Here is a 15535-nt window from a genome sequence, read left to right on the forward strand (position 1 = left end):
CCCGCCGGGGACGAGATCCCGCCGCGGGAGCGCGCCCACGCGCCGAGCCGGCTGCCGGATTCGAGCCCGGCCACCGCCTACGCGTCGGCCGGCCCGCCTGACCGGGCGGGCCCCGGACCCCTACCGGGGGGCTGCGGTGCTGCGTAGACTCCACCCGCATGACTGCGGGGACGGGCGCATCGGTGCTGGTCGGACGGGATGCGGAGATTCGGGCGATGCGTTCCGCGCTGGCCCGGCCGCCCGCCGTCGTACTGATCGAGGGCGAGGCCGGGATCGGCAAGACGCGGCTGGTGCGCGAGGTCCTCGCGCGGCGGCCCGACCGCGGGACGCGGGTGTTGTCCGGGAGTTGTCCGCCGCTGCGCGAACCGTTCCCGTACGGGCCGCTGTTCGACGTGCTGCGCACCCTCGCGCACGCCGTCCCGGCCGGGCTCAGCCCGGTGTGCGGGGCGCTGCGTCCGTACCTGCCCGAGCTCGCCGAGCGGCTTCCCCCGGCCTGCGAGCCGTTGCACGACCCGGCCGCCGCGACGCACCGGATCTTCCGTGCGGTGGGGGCGCTGCTGGCCGCCGTGTGTCCGGCCGTCCTCGTCGTCGAGGACCTGCACTGGGCCGACGACGGCACCCGCGACCTGATCCGGTTCCTCATCGAGGATCCGCCGCCGGGGCTCGCGGTCGTCCTGACGTACCGTCGGGAGGATCTGCCGGCCACCGGGCTGCCGTTGGGGCGGGCCTACCGGAGGGCACCCGGCCACGAGTCGCTCCTGATGCGGCTGGAGGCGCTGGACGCCGGCGAGGTGCGCACCCTGGCCGCCGCGCTCACGGGCGGGCCCGTATCCGCCCGGCTGGCGGCCGAGCTGCACGAGCGCACCGCCGGAATCCCCTTCGTCCTCGAGGAGTTCGTCCGCGGACCGGGCGCCCCCACCGCGGTGCCCGCCCTGCTCCAGGAGGCGATGGCCGACCGGACCGCCGGCCTGGACCGGCCGGCCCTGGCCGTCGTCCACGCGGCCGCGGTGCTGCGCGATCCGGCGCAGGAGGCATTGGTCGCCGCCGTGGCCGGGCTCGACGAGGAGGCCGGGGCCGGGGCGGTGGGGGACGCCCTGCGGGCCGGGGTGCTCCACGACTGGGGTGAGGACCGGTACGGTTTCCGGCACGGACTGGCCCAACAGGCGGTGTACGAGGCGCTGCTGGGCCCCGAGCGGCGGCGCCTGCACCTGCGTGCCGTGACCGCGCTGGCCGCCCTGCCCGCACCTCCGCTCGTTCGGCTGGCCTACCACGCCCGGCAGGCGGGGGCCGTGCGGGAGTGGCGGCGCTACGCGGAGGACGCCGCCGAGCACGCCCGGGAGATCGGGGACACGGCGCTCGCCGTGGAACTCCTCGAGGGACTCCTCGACGATCCCGGGCTGCCGGCCGAGGACTGCGCCCGCCTCGCGCTGCGGCTCAGCCGCGCGGCCACGATCGGGCTCACCCACCGCCGCACCGCGCGCCTGCTGCGCCGGGTGGTCGACGAAGGCGCGGCGCTGCCCGACGCGGTGCGCGGGGACATCCGGCTGAATCTGGGGCTGTTGCTGAACAACCAGGCCGGCGACCACCGCCAGGGGCGGGCGGACACCGCCCGGGCCGTCGCCGAGCTGCACGAGCGGCCGGCCCGCGCCGCCCGGGGCATGGCCGGGCTCGCCATGCCGACCTGGGGCGGGGAACCGTACCCGGTCTACCTGGAGTGGATCGCCCGCGCCGAGCGGATAGCCGCCGCGCACGGGGACGAGGCGCTGCGGCTCGCGGTGCGCGGCAACCACCTGGTCCTGCGGATGGCCCTCGGTGAGGGGGCGGTCCGCGGCGAGGCCGAGGCCCTGCTGATCGCGGGCGCGGCGGACCGGGCCGGGCGCCTGGAGCTGGCCCGGATGTGCGGGAACCTGGCGGACGCCGCGGCCTGGCTGGGCAAGGACCCGGAGGCCGAGCTGTTCCGCCGGGAGGGCGACCGCATGGCCGCCGCGTGCGGGGCTCCGTACCTGCGCGGGATCATCGACGCCACCGTGCTGCGCCTGGAGTGGAGCCAGGGGCGCTGGCAGGGGCTCGGCGAGCGAGCGCGGCAGGTGTGGGAGGCGGCCCAGGGCGCTTCCGGGATCGAGTCGGAGGCGCGGCTGGTGCTGGGGCTCCTCGGCGCCGCGCACGGGGAGTGGGAGGAGGCCGGGGAGCACCTCACGGCGGCCGCCCTGGGGGATCCGGACAACGCGGCCTCGCCCGTCCTGGCCGCCGCGGGCGCCGCTGCGGTACGCATCCACCTGGCGCGGGGCCGGGCCGCCGCGGCCTGCGCCGAGGCCGACCGGGGGCTCGCGCGGGTCCGGCACAAGGGGCTCTGGGGCTGGGCCTCCGAGCTGGCGGCGGCCGGGGTGGACGCGTACGTCCGGGCGGGCCGGATCGCCGACGCGGAGCGGCTGACCGGGGAGTACGCGCAGGCCATCGCGGGACGCGACCACCCGTTGGCGCTGGCGGCGCTGCCCTTGTGCCGGGCGGCCGTGGCCCGGTCGGCCGGGGAGACCCGGGAGGCCGCGGCGCACTACCGCCGGGCGGCGGACGCCCTCGCCGCGCTGCGGCGGCCGCACAGTGCGGCGCAGGCCGTGGAGTCGGCCCTGGAATGCGTACCGGATTCCGGTGAATTGGCACTGCTGGCAGTCGAGTTCGAGCGCATCGGAGCCGTGCGGGAGGCGGCCCGGTGCCGGCGGGCGCTGCGCGGGAGCGGGCACGTGACCACGGCCCGGCGCGGCCGGGGCGGGTACGGGGAGGGGCTGTCGCCGCGGGAGGCGGACGTGGCCCGGCTGGTGGCCTCGGGCCGGACGAACCGGGAGATCGCCGAGCTGCTGTTCCTCTCGCCGCGCACGGTGGAGCAGCACGTGGCGAAGGTGCTGCGCAAGCTGAAGGTCAGCAGCCGCACGGAGGTACGTACTCCGTAGCGGCCGGGACGGGCGTGACGGCGGTGAATAGGTACTCCTACGGACCCGGATACGGATTGCCGCGCTCCCCCGGGTGTCACGAGGGTGATCCCCGTGCCCCGGCCCCCACGCCGGGGCATCCAGGAACCCGATCAGTAGGAGCAGTTGGATGCGTGCACAGCGTGCGGCAAGAAGCACCCGGCTCGGGGCCATATGTCTCGGTGCCGCCACCGCGACCGTCCTCGGCCTGTTCGGCGCCGTCACCCAGGCCCATGCCGGACCCGCCGAGGGCCGTGTCCTCGGCGAGGGCGCGGCGGACACGGTGAGCGGCCGGTACCTCGTCGTCCTCGACGGGGCGCCCTCCCTGCGCGCCGCCGCCACGGCCGAGACCGCCGGGGAGGCGAAGACGCTGACGGACCGTCACGGAGGGGCGGTCCGTCAGCTCTACACCGCAGCCCTCAAGGGCTTCTCCGTGAAGGCGACCCCGGCGCAGGCCCGCCGCCTCGCGGCCGCGCCGGGCGTGCGCTACGTCCAGGCGGACACCGTCTTCCACGTCTCCGGTACCCAGCCCAACCCGCCCTCCTGGGGCATCGACCGCGTCGACGGGGCGAAGGACGGCTCCTACGCCTACCCGAACGACGGCACCGGGGTGACCGCCTACATCGCGGACACCGGCCTGTACCGGCAGCACTCCGACTTCGGCTCCCGCGCCTCCTCGGGCTACGACTTCATCGACAACGACGCGGACTCCGCCGACTGCCACGGGCACGGCACGCACGTGTCGGGGACCGTGGGCGGCGCCTCGTACGGCGTCGCGAAGAACGTGAAGCTGGTCGGGGTGCGCGTGCTCGACTGCCAGGGTTCCGGTTCCACGGAGCAGATCGCGGCCGGCATGGACTGGATCGCGAGGAACGCGAAGAAGCCGGCCGTCGTCAACATGTCCCTGGGCGGCAGCGCCGACCGCGCGCTCGACGACGCCGTCGCCGGGGTCATCAACGCGGGCATCCCGGTGGCCGTCGCGGCGGGCAACGACAGCAAGGACGCCTGCAACACCAGTCCGGCACGGCTGCCCGCGGCCATCACCCTCGGTTCCACGGACAGCAACGACGCCCGCTCCAGCTTCTCCAACTACGGTTCCTGCCTCGACCTGTTCGCGCCCGGAGGCTCCATCGTCTCCACCAAGATGGGCGGGGGCACGCAGACGATGAGCGGCACCTCGATGGCCACTCCGCACACGGCGGGAGCGGCGGCGCTCTACCTCTCGGCGCACCCCGACGCCACTCCGCAGCAGGTGCGCGACGCGCTGGTGAACAACGCCCAGTCGGGTGTGGTGACGGGGGCGGGCACGAACTCCCCCAACAAGTTCCTGAACGTGACCAAGCTCGGCGCTCCCACCCAGCCGGGTGAGCCGGTCGCGGACTTCACCGCCCAGTGCTCCACGTCGGCCGCTTCCTGCGCCTTCGACGCCTCGGCGTCCAAGGACCCGGACGGCTCGATCGCCTCGTACGCCTGGGAGTTCGGCGACAGTGCCAAGGGTGAGGGCGTCAAGCCCTCGCACGAGTACGCCGCCGCCGGCACCTACTCGGTCAAGCTGACCGTCACCGACGACTCCGGCCGCACCGCCACCGTCACCAAGCCCGTCACCGCCGGGACGACGCAGCCGCCGGCGGGTACGCCGCCGACCGCCGCGTTCTCGGTGTCCTGCTGGTACCAGGACTGCTCCTTCGACGCCTCGGCCTCCAAGGACTCCGACGGCACGATCGCCTCGTACAAGTGGAAGTTCGGCGACTCGGCCACGGGCACCGGAGCCACCGTGGCCCACCGCTACCCGGCCGGGCAGCGCAGCTACACCGCCGAGCTGACGGTGACCGACAACTCCGGTCTGACGGGCAGCACTTCTCGCCGCATCGACTGCTACGGCTTCGGCACCGGCCAGTCCCTCTGCTTCGTCTCCTGACCACCGCACCCCGAGCACGGCGGCCCGGCCCTCCCCCTCCCCGGGGAGGGCCGGGCGCGCGCGTGCGCGGGGTAGCGGGTCAGAGCATCGCGCAGAGCGCCTTCTGCCCCTCGCCCGCTGGCACCGATCGAACCGCGGGAAGCGTAGACGTTAAAAGTGAACTCGACTAGCGTTTCGCGGATGGACCCGGAGCGCGCCGCACGGCTCGACAACATCCGTACGCCGCGCGGTCGTTACGCGAAAGGGGTGCAGCGCCGCAACGAGATCCTCGCGGTGGCGCTGGAGGTCTTCGCGATGATCGGCGAGAAGGGTGCGCTGATCAAGGAGATCGCCGACCGGCTCGGCATGTCCCAGGCCGGGGTCCTGCGCTATTTCGGCTCGCGCGAGGGCCTGTTGATCTGGGCCCTGGCCGAGCGCGACAGGCTCGACAGGGAACGGACGGACCGGGAACCCCGCACCGACCCCATCTCGCCGATGGCCGCCACCTTGCGCCGCAGCGGCGACGTCGCCGGTCTGGTGCGCCTCTACGTGAGCATGGCGGCCGCGTCCGGCTTCCCCGGCCACCCGGCGCGCGACTTCTTCGAAGTGCGCGGGGACATCCTCATCGCCCTGTGCGACGGCCTCACCGCACTGCAGCGCGCGGGCCGCATCCGCCCCGGCATCGAGCCCGAGGCCATCGCCCGGCTCGCCCTCGCCGCCGCCGACGGCATCCAGCACCAGTGGCTGCTGGACCCCGGCGTGGACATGGGGGGCGTCATCGACACCATCGTCGCGCTGGTCCTGGACGTCACCCCGCTTCCCGGGGCGCCGGCCGACGAGGGGCACGACCCGCCCCCCGCCTGACCGCACTCCCCGACTCCCCCTGGCTCGGCGCCGGACGGCCGCCGCGCAGCCGCGTACGCGAAGGAGTTCCTCCTTGACGCACGGACCGAGCCACCACCTCTCCGGCAGACTGCCCCGCCGGGCCCTTCGCCGGGCCCTCCTCGGTGTGATCGCCGCGGCACTGACCCTGTCGGGCTGCACCCGCGACGGCGGCGACCGGAGCCCGGAGGGGCGTACGGCGTCCGCGCCGGTACCCGAGGGCGACGCGTTCTACGACCCTCCGCATCCGCTGCCCCCCGGCAAGCCCGGCACCGTGATCCGCCAACGCCCCTACGCGCCGCCGGAGGCGGCACTGACGCCGCCCTCGCACACCGTCCTGGTGATGTACCTGAGTACCGGGACCGACGGCAAGCCGGTGGCCGCGAGCGGGCTGGTGACCGTTCCGGACGGCCCCGCACCCGCCGGTGGGCGGCCCGTCGCCGCCGTGGACCACGGCACCTTGGGCATCGGGTCGGCGTGCGCCCCGTCCCGCATTCCGGCCTTCGCCGGTCTCCAGGACTCCAGTCCGGTCGGCAAACTGCTGGCGCGCGGGTTCGCCGTCGTACAGCCCGACTACATCGGCCTGGGCGTGACCGGGATCAGACACCCTTACCTCGACGGGGAGTCGGCCGCGCACGCCACCCTCGACATCGTCCGCGCCGCTCGGGCGATCGACCCCGGCTCGGGCCCGGCCACGCTCCTCTACGGCGGATCACAGGGCGGGCACGCCGCACTGTGGAGCGCGCACCACGCCGCCGTGTACGCCCCCGACGTCGACCTCAAGGGCGTGGTCGCCAACGCGCCGGCCGTCGGATTCGAGTGGATGCCCGCCCTGTTCGCCCAGCAGGACGCGACGGCCACCGCGTACACCGAGGTCTTCCTGCTCCTCGTCAACGGGGCCGCGGCGGCCGACCCGGCGGTCCGGCCCGCCGAACTCCTCACCCCCGCCGGTCTCGCCGCCGCGGACCGCGTCTGGACGCGGCCCTGCATGGCGGCCGACCCCGGGCTTCCGCCCGCCTCGGACATCCTGCGGCCCGGCGCCGACCTGGGGCCGCTCAACGCCGCTCTCAAGAGGAGCGCCACCGGCGAGGTCGTCGTCACGGTCCCGGTGCTGCTGCCGCAGGGCGGCAACGACGTGCTGAGCAACCTCAATCAGACACTTGCCCGGGAGCTGTGCGACAAGGGCGTGAACCTGGAGTTCGCCTACTACGCCGACCAGGGCCACACCATCGGCGACGGTCCGCTGGACGATGCCATCGCCTGGATGGACGCCCGGCGCCTCGGCACTCCGACGGCTCCGAGCTGCCGGTTCTGAGCGAATCCGTCGTGCAAACGGGTGAGTTACCGCCACGTGTGCCCCGCTCAGGCGTTGCCAGGGCGAACCACCCGACGGGTACCGACCCGATCCAGCGAAGGATTTCCAGCTCATGCTGAAGAAGATGATGGTCACCGCTGTCACCACCGCCGCCGCCATCGGCGCCGGCGCCGCCATGGCCGCTCCGGCCATGGCCATCGGCAACGACAACGGGATCAACACCGTCAACGGCAACGGTGCCGTGCAGGCCTACGGCAACCAGAAGACGCACGGCGAGAAGAGCCCGCAGCTCTCCGTGATCCAGGGGACGGCCAACAAGCCCTGCATCGGCCTGCCGGTCAAGGTCAACGCGCAGTCGCTCGTCGCCATCCTCGCGAACGTGGGCGTCCAGGACGTCAACGTCCTGTCCAACCCGCAGAACCAGCAGTGCACCGAGAACTCCACCCAGGCCAAGGGCGACGAGGCCCTCTCCCACATCGCGGACAACATCCCGGTCCTGTCGGGCAACCTCTCCGCCGGAAGCTGACGCCCGGGTGCTCCGCGGCCGTGGAGCACCGGCTTCGATCAGTTGCCCGGTGCCATGTCGTAGGTGACCCACATCGTACGCGTGGCCACTTGGTCGTACTTGGCCCGTGCGCGGTGGTTGTCGTCGGCCGTGATCCAGCGGACCACGCTCCAGCCCCGTTCGGCGGCGATCTCCCGCAAGGCCGCGAGCAGCTGGTCGGCGGCGCCGGAGCCGCGGTGGGCGGGGTCGACGAACAGGTCGTCCAGGTACCCGCCGGTGGTGGCCGACAGGGGCCGGGCGAAGGGCCGGTAGTGCGCCAGGCCGACGAGCCGGCCGTCCGCGTCCTCGGCGACGAGGGCGCTCTCCTCGTGGGCGGGGTCGTTCACCCACGACCACACGCGTTCGGCGGCCTCCTCGGTCTGCTCGACGCGGTAGAAGTCCGCGTAGCCGCGGTACAGGGCGCGCCACTGCGGGAAGTCCGCTTCACGGACTTCCCGGACGGTGATGGTGGTCGGCATGATGCGCACTTTCGTCGTCGGGAAGGGTCGTCGACAAGGGATCATGCCTGGTCCGCCGGATCCACGGCATCGCCGGAATGTCGAAGCCCGCGCCCACCCGACGACGCGGCGTCCATCTCGAAGGCCCCCGCCCCGCGCTCCTTCTTCAGGACTCCCCCGGCGGCGGAACGCAGGGCCTGCGCCGTGTCGATCGCGGCGACCCTCGCGCGGTGCGCCGCTTCCCGTACGGGGCCGAGCGAGCGCCGGCCTGGGCCGCGTCGCAGCAGTTCCCGGTAGAGGTCCAGATGCCGCTCGGCGACGTACGCCGGGTCGAAGCGGGCCGAGTTCCTCAGCGCCGCGGCGCCCATGCGCCGGCGCAGCTCCTCGTCAGCCACGAGTTCGAGCAGGGCGGCGGCGACGGCGTCGGTGTCACCGGGGCGGACGAGGCGTCCGTCGACCTCGTCCGCGATGATCTCGCGCGGCCCCACCGGGCAGTCCGTGGAGACGACGGGGAGGCCGCAGCGCATCGCCTCGACGATGGTCATGCCGAACGACTCCCGGTCCGAGGTGGACGCGGCGATGGACCCCTTGGCCCACTCCGGCTCCAACGGGTCGGCATTGCCCATGAGCCGGGCGCTGCCGCTCAGTCCGAGTTCTCCGATCAGCGTGGACAGGCCGGCCTTCTCGTTGCCGGTGGCGTCGCCGCTGCCGAAGATGCGCAGCTGCCAGTCCGGGTGGTCGGAGACGACCTGCGCGAAGGCCCGTACGAGCAGGTCGTACCGCTTGGCCGGGGTGAGCCGGCCCGCCGCCACGATGACCTTGCCGGTGCCGTCGGCCGGTTCCACGGAGGCTGCGGGAACGCCGTTCGGTATGGCCTCCACCCTCATCAACGGCGGGCCGAACCGGCGGTAGGCCCGCGCGTCGGCCTCGGTGACGGTGGTGAGTGCGTCCAGGAGCGGGTAGCGGTGGCGTATCTCGTGGCGGACGCGGCGGCCGTGGTTGGCGAGCGCGAGGTGTTCCTGTCCGACGCGGACTCCGGCGCGCCCGGCCTGTCGGGCGATGTGCACGTTCAGGCCGGGCCTGGTCCCCACGATCACCTCGGCGTCGAGCGCCGACAGGTACCGGCCGACGCGCTCGTCGGTGAGCCGGCTGTACTGCCGGTGCCGGCCGTCCGCGCGGGGGAAGACCCTGGCGGGCCGTGCGTGGCGCGGGTCCTCGCCGTCGTAGTCCGGGGAGCCCGGGCGCAGATCGACCAGCGGCGTCAGGCGGACCCGGGGAGGTGCTCCCATGGTCGGTACGTCCCGGTGGCGCAGGACCGAGACGATCTCCACGTCGTGGTGTTCCGCGAGTGCCGACGCGAGGTTGAACGTCGACCTGATCGTTCCTCCGATGCCGTAGGCATTGTGGAGCAGGAAGGAAATACGCATGCGGCGCCGGGCCCTTCGGTGGCGGAGGCAGGATCGTTCCCCACTGTGCGCAGTTCATGCTTAGCCGTTCCTGAAGGCCTGGTCGCGGGGGGCACGGGCTCCTGGGTGGCATGCTGACATCGTGGACATTTTGCTGGTGGAGGACGATCCGCTGATCGCGGGCGCGGTGCGGGAGGGTCTGAGCGGCGAGGGGTACGCGGTCACCCTCGTGTCCGACGGCCTGGCCGCGGTGGAGCTCGGCGCCACGGGCGAGTTCGCGGCGATCGTCCTGGACGTCATGCTGCCTTCGCTGGACGGGTTCGCCGTGTGCGGGCGGCTCAGGGCCCTGGGTGTCGACACCCCGGTGCTGATGCTGACCGCCAGGGACGGGGAGCTCGACGAGGCGCACGGACTGGACATCGGGGCGGACGACTACCTGACGAAGCCGTTCTCCCTGCTCGTCCTGACGGCGCACCTGCGCGCGCTGATCCGCCGCAGCGCCCGGGAGACCGCGGGCTCCGGGGAGCCGGAGGTACTGCGGGCCGGCGACCTGTGGCTCGACCCCCAGGCGCGTACGTGCGGGCGCGGGAGCGAGCGCATCGAGGTGACGGGCCAGGAGTTCGCGGTACTGGAGTGCCTGATGCGCGAGCCGGGCCGGGTGCTGTCGAAGGAGACCATCCTCGGCGAGGCGTGGGACATCGCCTACCGGGGTTCGGCGAGCATCGTGGAGGTCTACGTCAGCCTCCTGCGCCGCAAGATCGACCAGCCCTACGGCACCCGGAGCATCGTGACCGTCAGGGGACACGGCTACCGGCTGGACGACGCGCATGCCTGAGGCCGCTCCCCGCAACCCCGCCCGGATGTCCGCGTGGTGGCTGCGGCTGTCCACCCGGGCCCGTACGGCCCTCGCCGCGGGTACGGCCGCCCTGGTGCTCTCCGGCGCCGGCGCGTGGTGGCTGCACCACCACGTGTACACCACCGAGATGGACGCGGCGCGGGGCCGCGCCCTGGGGCAGTCCCGCGCCACCGCCCTGGAGTTCGCCGGTGTCCAGGCCAGGGACCGGCAGGCCGTCGGCGACATCCTCTCCGACTCACCGACACTGATCATCGGCCCGGACGGCCCCTTCGATTCCTGGCTCCCCCGGGCGTTCCCCGAGGCCGTGAAGAAGCTCACGGCCGCGCCGGCGTCGGCGCGGCCCGCGTGGGCGACCGTCCGGTCGGTCCGCTTCGGCGACCCGGCGCCCTCCTGCCGGGAGACCCCCTCCCACACCTCTACCGGGCAGCCCGTCCCCGGCTGCCTCACCCAGGCGGCGGAGTTGGCGGGGCAGACCGTCGACATGGCCGGCACCAGCATCGAGGTCCGCTCCCCCGCCGCCCCCGTTCCGTCGACGCCACAGGCCGGCCGCTACACCGTCTACGTCGCGATCACCCGGTCCGAGGCGGTCCGGTCCGCCGACGCACTCGTCCCGGCCCTGGGCTTCGCGGTCCCGCTGGCCGCCCTGCTCGTCGCCCTCTCCGCCTGGGTGGCGACCACCCGCGCCCTGCGGCCGGTCGAGGCCATCCGTACGCGCCTCGCCACCGTCGACCAGCCGGGCTCCGGCACCCGTGTCCCCGTCCCCGCGGCCGAGGACGAGATCACCCGGCTCGCCCGCACGACCAACCACACCCTCGACGTCCTCGACGCCCACGCCCGCCGCCAGAACCGCTTCATCGCCGACGCCGCCCACGAACTGCGCAGCCCGGTCACGGGCCTGCGTACCGTCCTCGAGGTCGCCGTGGCCCGTCCCGGGCGGCCCGCCGCCCTCGGCGACGCCCTTGAGGCCACGACGAGACTGCAGTACCTCGTCGACGACCTGCTCACCCTCGCCCGACTGGACAACGCCTCCGAAGCAATGCCGGACCGGGCAGTGGTGGACTTCACCGAGCTCGTCCGGGAACTCCTCATCGAACTCCCCCACACCCGGCCCGGGGCCACCGCGGAGCTCGTCCTCGACACCCCCGAGGAGTCCGTCACCCTGCACGGCGATCGCGACCAGCTGCGGCGCCTGCTGCGCAACCTCCTCGACAACGCGGCCCGGCACGCCGACACCCGGGTCACCGTCACACTGACCCCGCGGCCCGGATGGGTGGAGTGCACCGTCCACAACGACGGCGCCCCGATCTCCGCGGCGGACCGCGAGCGCGTCTTCGAGCGCTTCACCCGCCTCGACGAAGCACGGGCCCGTGACACCGGCGGCAGCGGACTCGGCCTCGCCATCGCCCGGGACCTCGCCCAGCACCACCGGGGAACCCTCGCCGTCGTCCCGGCCGACCGGGGAGCGGCGTTCCTCCTGCGGCTGCCCCGGTAGGGGCGCGGGTCACGGCCGGTAGACCTTGCCCGGTTCGGGGTGGGCCGGCGAGAGGAGTTCGGAGACGGTCACGAAGGTGTACCCGCGGTCGTGGAGTTCACTGACGATCGTGGGGACGGCGGGAATGGTGCCGGCGTACCGCTCGTGGAGCAGGATGATCCCGTCCCGCTTCGTCTGGTCGAGGACGCGCTTCACTATGAGTGCGGTGTCGGTGGTCGCGTAGTCCTTCGCGGTGACGCTCCACAGGACCTGCGCGAGTCCCAGCTCCTTCATCACCCTCGAGACCCTGTCGTCGGTGGCGCCGCCCGGAGGCCGCATGAGGGTGGGCGCGCGGCCCGTCGCCTTCTCTATGTCCCGCTGGACCGGCTCCATCTCGGCGCGTATCGCGTCGTCGCTCAGCTCGGTCAGGTCCTCGTGCGACCAGGTGTGGTTGGCTATTTCGTGCCCCTCGGCCGCCATGCGGCGCACCGTGTCGGGATAGGTGTCGGTGTGCCCCTTCCCCTGGAGGAAGAACGTGGCCCGAATCTTCTCCCGCTTGAGGAAGTCGAGCAGGCGCGGGGTCGGTTCGCTCGGGCCGCCGTCGAAGGTGAGGGCCACGCACTTGGCGACGGTGCAGTCCACGGGTCCGGAGGCGTGCTCGCCGACGGAGTGAGCCGCCGCGGCGCGGACGGTGGCCGGTGCGACGACCCCGTTGAGGGAGGAGCAGGCGGTGAGGGCGGTCAGCATCAGTGCGGCCGCCACGGCGGAGGCCAGCCTGTGGGAGGGGGCATTCCGGTGGGAGGGGTCCTGCGGGCGGGAGGAGTCCTGCGCGCGGCGCTTGAACGAGCGAATCATGAGGAGGGGTCCTGGATCGGTCGGGGAGGGGGACCGAGCATGCGCAGACCCTCCTTAAGGGACCCTGAAGGTCACGCCCGCCGGCCTTTCCCCCGCCTCAGCCCCGTCGCCGGTTGAGCAGCCACCACGCGGTCACCAGGTCCTCGGTACGTCCCAGGTCCAGCTCGGTGAGCTGCTGGAACCGGTTCACCCGGTACCGGACGGTGTTCGGGTGCACCGCCAGCAGCCGGGCGGCCTCACGGACGTTCTGGTCGCAGGCGAGGTACGTCCGCGCGGTCTCCTCGATGTCGGCGTTCGACCGGCCCGCGGCGTCGAGCGGCGTCAGGTGGCGTACGGCGAGACCCTCGGCGGTGCGGGCGCCGGACAGCACGAGGGGCCGCGGCCCGAGATCGGCGAGGCGCACCAGGCCCGACATGGCGAACCGCAGGGCGGTTTCCAGCGCCAGGGCCGCCTCCTCGAAGCCGGCGGCGAGGCGGTCGAGGGGAAGGGGCGGACCGACCGCCACCAGGTGGCCGGCGAGGGATTCCGGCGCCCTCGGCACGATGAAGCCGAGGTCCGGGCCGATCTGCGCGAGCAGCAGGCGGTCCGCCGGGACGCGGACCGCCGCGGCGACGGCGCGGCGGACCGCGTCGGCCTCGTCGGCGGACACCGCGCGCGCCGCGAGGGCCAGATGGGGGGCCTGCGGGGCGAGCCCGTAGAGGTGTGCGTCCCGGTTGATCCGCTCCGCCGGGAGGCTGCCGCCGAGCACGCCGGCCGCGAAGGCCGAGCGGCGTTCGGCATCGAAGTGGGCCCGTTCCACGGCCAGGTCGTGCTGGACCCGGGCGAACACGGCGGACGCCTCGTTGGAGAACTCCCAGGTGCTGTCGTGGACCGCCAGCAAGAGGTCGGCGGGCAGGTCCACCTCGGCCGCGACCTCGTCCAGGAGGACGAGCATCTCCCGCGACCCCAGCTGGTAGCCGATGGCGAGCACGTCGAGCGGAACTCCCCGGGCGGCGCGTTCGACGGCGTAGCGCCCGAGCATCTCGCGCAGCGCGGCGTCGGGCACCCGGAGCGAGGTCAGCTCCGAGACGAGGATGTCCATGAACCGTCGGGCGGAGGCCCGGATGTCCTCGTCCGAGAGGACCGCGTAGCCGGGGACATGGCTGCGGACCGACACCAGGAACCGGTCGGCGAAGACCTCGTGCAGCGTGCTCAGGCGCGCGACGGCGGCGGCCACGGCCGCGCGCGTCGGCCCGTCGAGTGCGGCGAGGTCCGGCATCCGCCGGCGTACCGGCCAGGCCGTGGGCGTCTCGGGTTCCATGGCGTCAGGCTATCCACGGATGTTGTTCCGGAGAACAAAGTTGTCGCCCGCATGCTGGTGCGAATTCCGTAGCCCGCAAGAATCACCGCGGCGACACTGTGGCGGAGCTCGTGGCGACCTTGTTCCGGCTGCCATATCGAGCGCTCTTCACCGTCGAAGGGACCTCTCCTGTGGCACGCTCCCTCACCCCGCCCGAGTCCTCGGACCGCCCGGCCGCACCGCCTTCCCGGGCGGGCTACGTGCTGGGTCTGCTGTTCGTGGGCAACCTGCTCAACTTCTACGACCGGGCCCTGCCGTCGGTCGTACTGGAGCCCATCAAGGACGAGTTCGGGCTCGACGACACACAAGTCGGGATTCTCGCCTCGGCGTTCGTGCTCGTCGCGGCGCTCGCCGGGGTCCCGCTGGGACGCTTGGCCGACCGGGTCCCGCGCGCGGCCGTCGCGGGCTGGGGCCTGTTCGTGTGGAGCGCCTTCACCGCGGCGGGCGGACTGCTGACCAGCTTCTGGGGGTTCTTCGCCTCCCGGGTCGGCGTCGGTGTCGGCGAGTCCAGTTACGCGCCCGCCACCGGGTCCCTGCTGTCGGACCTCTATCCGAGCGAGCGCCGCTCCCGGGCCCACTCGCTGTTCATGCTCGGATTCCCGGTCGGCACCCTGCTCGCCTTCCTCACGGCCGGCGGGCTCGCCGTCGCGTTCGACAGCTGGCGGGCACCGTTCCTCATCGCGGCTGTGCCCGGCTTCGTCGTCGCCCTCCTCGTGCTGCGGATCCGCGAGCCCGGGCGGGGCGCCGCCGACCCGGTGGGCGACGTACAGGTGGCCGCCGACCCGCCGGGCGGGCGCGGGGGCGGCACCCTGCGTGCGCTGCTGAAGGTGCGGTCGATGTACGGCATGCTCCTCGCGTTCGCCGGGTACAACTTCGCGGCCTACGCCATCGGCACCTTCCTCACCCCCGTTCTCCAGCGGTACTACGGCCTCTCCCTCGTCGGCGCCGGCCTGGTGGGCGGCGTCGTGGTCGGGGTGACCGGCCTCATCGGCCTGTTCGCCGGAGGCCTGCTCCTCGACCGGGCCGCCCGGCGATCGCCCGAGGCGCGGGTCCGGGCGGCGGCCCTCAGCCTGGCCGGCGCCGCGGTGTTCTCCTTCGCCGGACTCCTCGCGGGCCGGGGGGCGCTGTGGCAGCTCGTGGTGTTCCTGAGCCTGGGCTACCTGCTCGGCATCGTCTACCTCGCGGCCGCCGTCCCCGTGGTCTCCGACGTCATCCGGCCCGAGCAGCGCTCGGGCGCCCTGGGCCTGCTGTTCGCCGTCGGCTACCTGCTCGGAGGAGCGGGCGGACCCGTACTGGTCGGCATGCTGTCCGACGCCCTGGCCGGTGGTGCGCCGTCCGCGTCCGAAGCCTCGGCCCACGGCCTGCGGACGGCGTTGACGCTCACCGTCCCGCTCGCCTTCGGCGTCGCGGCCGCCGGGATGCTCCTGGCGTCGAGATCCGTCCGCGGCGACCGCGAAGCGATGCTCGCCGCGGCGAACACGCCCTGAGAAAGCGCCACTTGGTCGAGCACGGGCTTGGGTTCGTGCTTGGGCCACACCTCACCAACACT

12 protein-coding genes are annotated in these 15535 nt (G+C 73.6%); 8 read left to right on the forward strand and 4 right to left on the reverse strand.

The window, feature by feature from the left end; genetic code table 11:
* The first annotated feature begins 158 nt into the window (after positions 1 to 158).
* The 5 genes from ACFYYB_RS20020 (at position 159) to ACFYYB_RS20040 (ending at position 7583) form a co-directional block, all read left to right on the forward strand.
* Positions 159 to 2945: an ATP-binding protein gene (locus ACFYYB_RS20020; RefSeq protein ID WP_389436524.1), complete on the forward strand. Its 2787-nt coding sequence runs from the start codon at positions 159 to 161 to the stop codon at positions 2943 to 2945.
* 148 nt (positions 2946 to 3093) lie between these two features.
* On the forward strand, positions 3094 to 4881 hold the full coding sequence (locus tag ACFYYB_RS20025; protein WP_389436525.1) for a S8 family serine peptidase: 1788 nt from the start codon (positions 3094 to 3096) through the stop codon (positions 4879 to 4881).
* A 180-nt stretch (positions 4882 to 5061) separates the two neighbouring features.
* Entirely contained in the window at positions 5062 to 5724 is a 663-nt protein-coding gene (locus ACFYYB_RS20030; RefSeq protein ID WP_389436526.1) for a TetR/AcrR family transcriptional regulator, read from the forward strand.
* A 73-nt stretch (positions 5725 to 5797) separates the two neighbouring features.
* Positions 5798 to 7057 (forward strand): lipase family protein, encoded by a 1260-nt coding sequence (locus ACFYYB_RS20035; RefSeq protein ID WP_389436527.1) that lies wholly within the window; start codon positions 5798 to 5800, stop codon positions 7055 to 7057.
* A 112-nt stretch (positions 7058 to 7169) separates the two neighbouring features.
* Positions 7170 to 7583, forward strand: coding sequence for a rodlin (locus ACFYYB_RS20040; protein WP_389436528.1), 414 nt, complete (start codon positions 7170 to 7172; stop codon positions 7581 to 7583).
* A gap of 38 nt (positions 7584 to 7621) precedes the next feature.
* On the opposite strand, the gene ACFYYB_RS20045 is transcribed toward ACFYYB_RS20040, so the two are convergent.
* The gene (locus tag ACFYYB_RS20045; RefSeq protein WP_389436529.1) at positions 7622 to 8080 is read right to left on the reverse strand and encodes a GNAT family N-acetyltransferase; all 459 of its coding nucleotides are present in this window, start codon (positions 8078 to 8080) and stop codon (positions 7622 to 7624) included.
* A gap of 41 nt (positions 8081 to 8121) precedes the next feature.
* Entirely contained in the window at positions 8122 to 9486 is a 1365-nt protein-coding gene (locus ACFYYB_RS20050; protein ID WP_389436530.1) for a glycosyltransferase family 4 protein, read from the reverse strand.
* Between the two features lie 121 nt (positions 9487 to 9607).
* On the opposite strand from ACFYYB_RS20050, the gene ACFYYB_RS20055 reads away from it, so the two are divergent.
* Both ACFYYB_RS20055 and ACFYYB_RS20060 read left to right on the forward strand, forming a co-directional pair.
* Positions 9608 to 10300, forward strand: coding sequence for a response regulator transcription factor (locus tag ACFYYB_RS20055; protein WP_389436531.1), 693 nt, complete (start codon positions 9608 to 9610; stop codon positions 10298 to 10300).
* A complete protein-coding gene (locus ACFYYB_RS20060; protein WP_389436532.1) occupies positions 10293 to 11813 on the forward strand; it encodes a sensor histidine kinase in 1521 nt (506 codons plus the stop codon). Before ACFYYB_RS20055 ends, ACFYYB_RS20060 begins: the two co-directional genes overlap by 8 nt.
* Before the next feature lie 9 nt (positions 11814 to 11822).
* Here ACFYYB_RS20060 and ACFYYB_RS20065 read toward each other — a convergent pair whose 3' ends face one another.
* Both ACFYYB_RS20065 and ACFYYB_RS20070 read right to left on the reverse strand, forming a co-directional pair.
* Complete coding sequence (locus tag ACFYYB_RS20065) at positions 11823 to 12647, reverse strand: polysaccharide deacetylase family protein (RefSeq protein WP_389436533.1); 825 nt, start codon at positions 12645 to 12647, stop codon at positions 11823 to 11825.
* A gap of 97 nt (positions 12648 to 12744) precedes the next feature.
* Complete coding sequence (locus tag ACFYYB_RS20070) at positions 12745 to 13947, reverse strand: PucR family transcriptional regulator (RefSeq protein ID WP_389436534.1); 1203 nt, start codon at positions 13945 to 13947, stop codon at positions 12745 to 12747.
* 170 nt (positions 13948 to 14117) lie between these two features.
* Between ACFYYB_RS20070 and ACFYYB_RS20075 the strand changes: the two genes are divergently transcribed.
* Positions 14118 to 15473, forward strand: a complete 1356-nt coding sequence (locus ACFYYB_RS20075) for a spinster family MFS transporter (protein WP_389436535.1) — start codon at positions 14118 to 14120, stop codon at positions 15471 to 15473.
* Positions 15474 to 15535: the final 62 nt, after the last annotated feature.

Source organism: Streptomyces sp. NPDC002886 (genome assembly GCF_042888445.1).
In the GTDB taxonomy this organism is placed as follows: domain Bacteria; phylum Actinomycetota; class Actinomycetes; order Streptomycetales; family Streptomycetaceae; genus Streptomyces.

Coding starts and splice junctions, on each gene's coding strand:
- ACFYYB_RS20060 (WP_389436532.1), top strand. CDS start 10,293: ATGCCTGAGGCCGCTCCCCGCAACCCCGCCCGGATGTCCGCGTGGTGG.
- ACFYYB_RS20065 (WP_389436533.1), bottom strand. CDS start 12,647: ATGATTCGCTCGTTCAAGCGCCGCGCGCAGGACTCCTCCCGCCCGCAG.
- ACFYYB_RS20030 (WP_389436526.1), top strand. CDS start 5,062: ATGGACCCGGAGCGCGCCGCACGGCTCGACAACATCCGTACGCCGCGC.
- ACFYYB_RS20045 (WP_389436529.1), bottom strand. CDS start 8,080: ATGCCGACCACCATCACCGTCCGGGAAGTCCGTGAAGCGGACTTCCCG.
- ACFYYB_RS20070 (WP_389436534.1), bottom strand. CDS start 13,947: ATGGAACCCGAGACGCCCACGGCCTGGCCGGTACGCCGGCGGATGCCG.
- ACFYYB_RS20050 (WP_389436530.1), bottom strand. CDS start 9,486: ATGCGTATTTCCTTCCTGCTCCACAATGCCTACGGCATCGGAGGAACG.
- ACFYYB_RS20020 (WP_389436524.1), top strand. CDS start 159: ATGACTGCGGGGACGGGCGCATCGGTGCTGGTCGGACGGGATGCGGAG.
- ACFYYB_RS20040 (WP_389436528.1), top strand. CDS start 7,170: ATGCTGAAGAAGATGATGGTCACCGCTGTCACCACCGCCGCCGCCATC.
- ACFYYB_RS20025 (WP_389436525.1), top strand. CDS start 3,094: ATGCGTGCACAGCGTGCGGCAAGAAGCACCCGGCTCGGGGCCATATGT.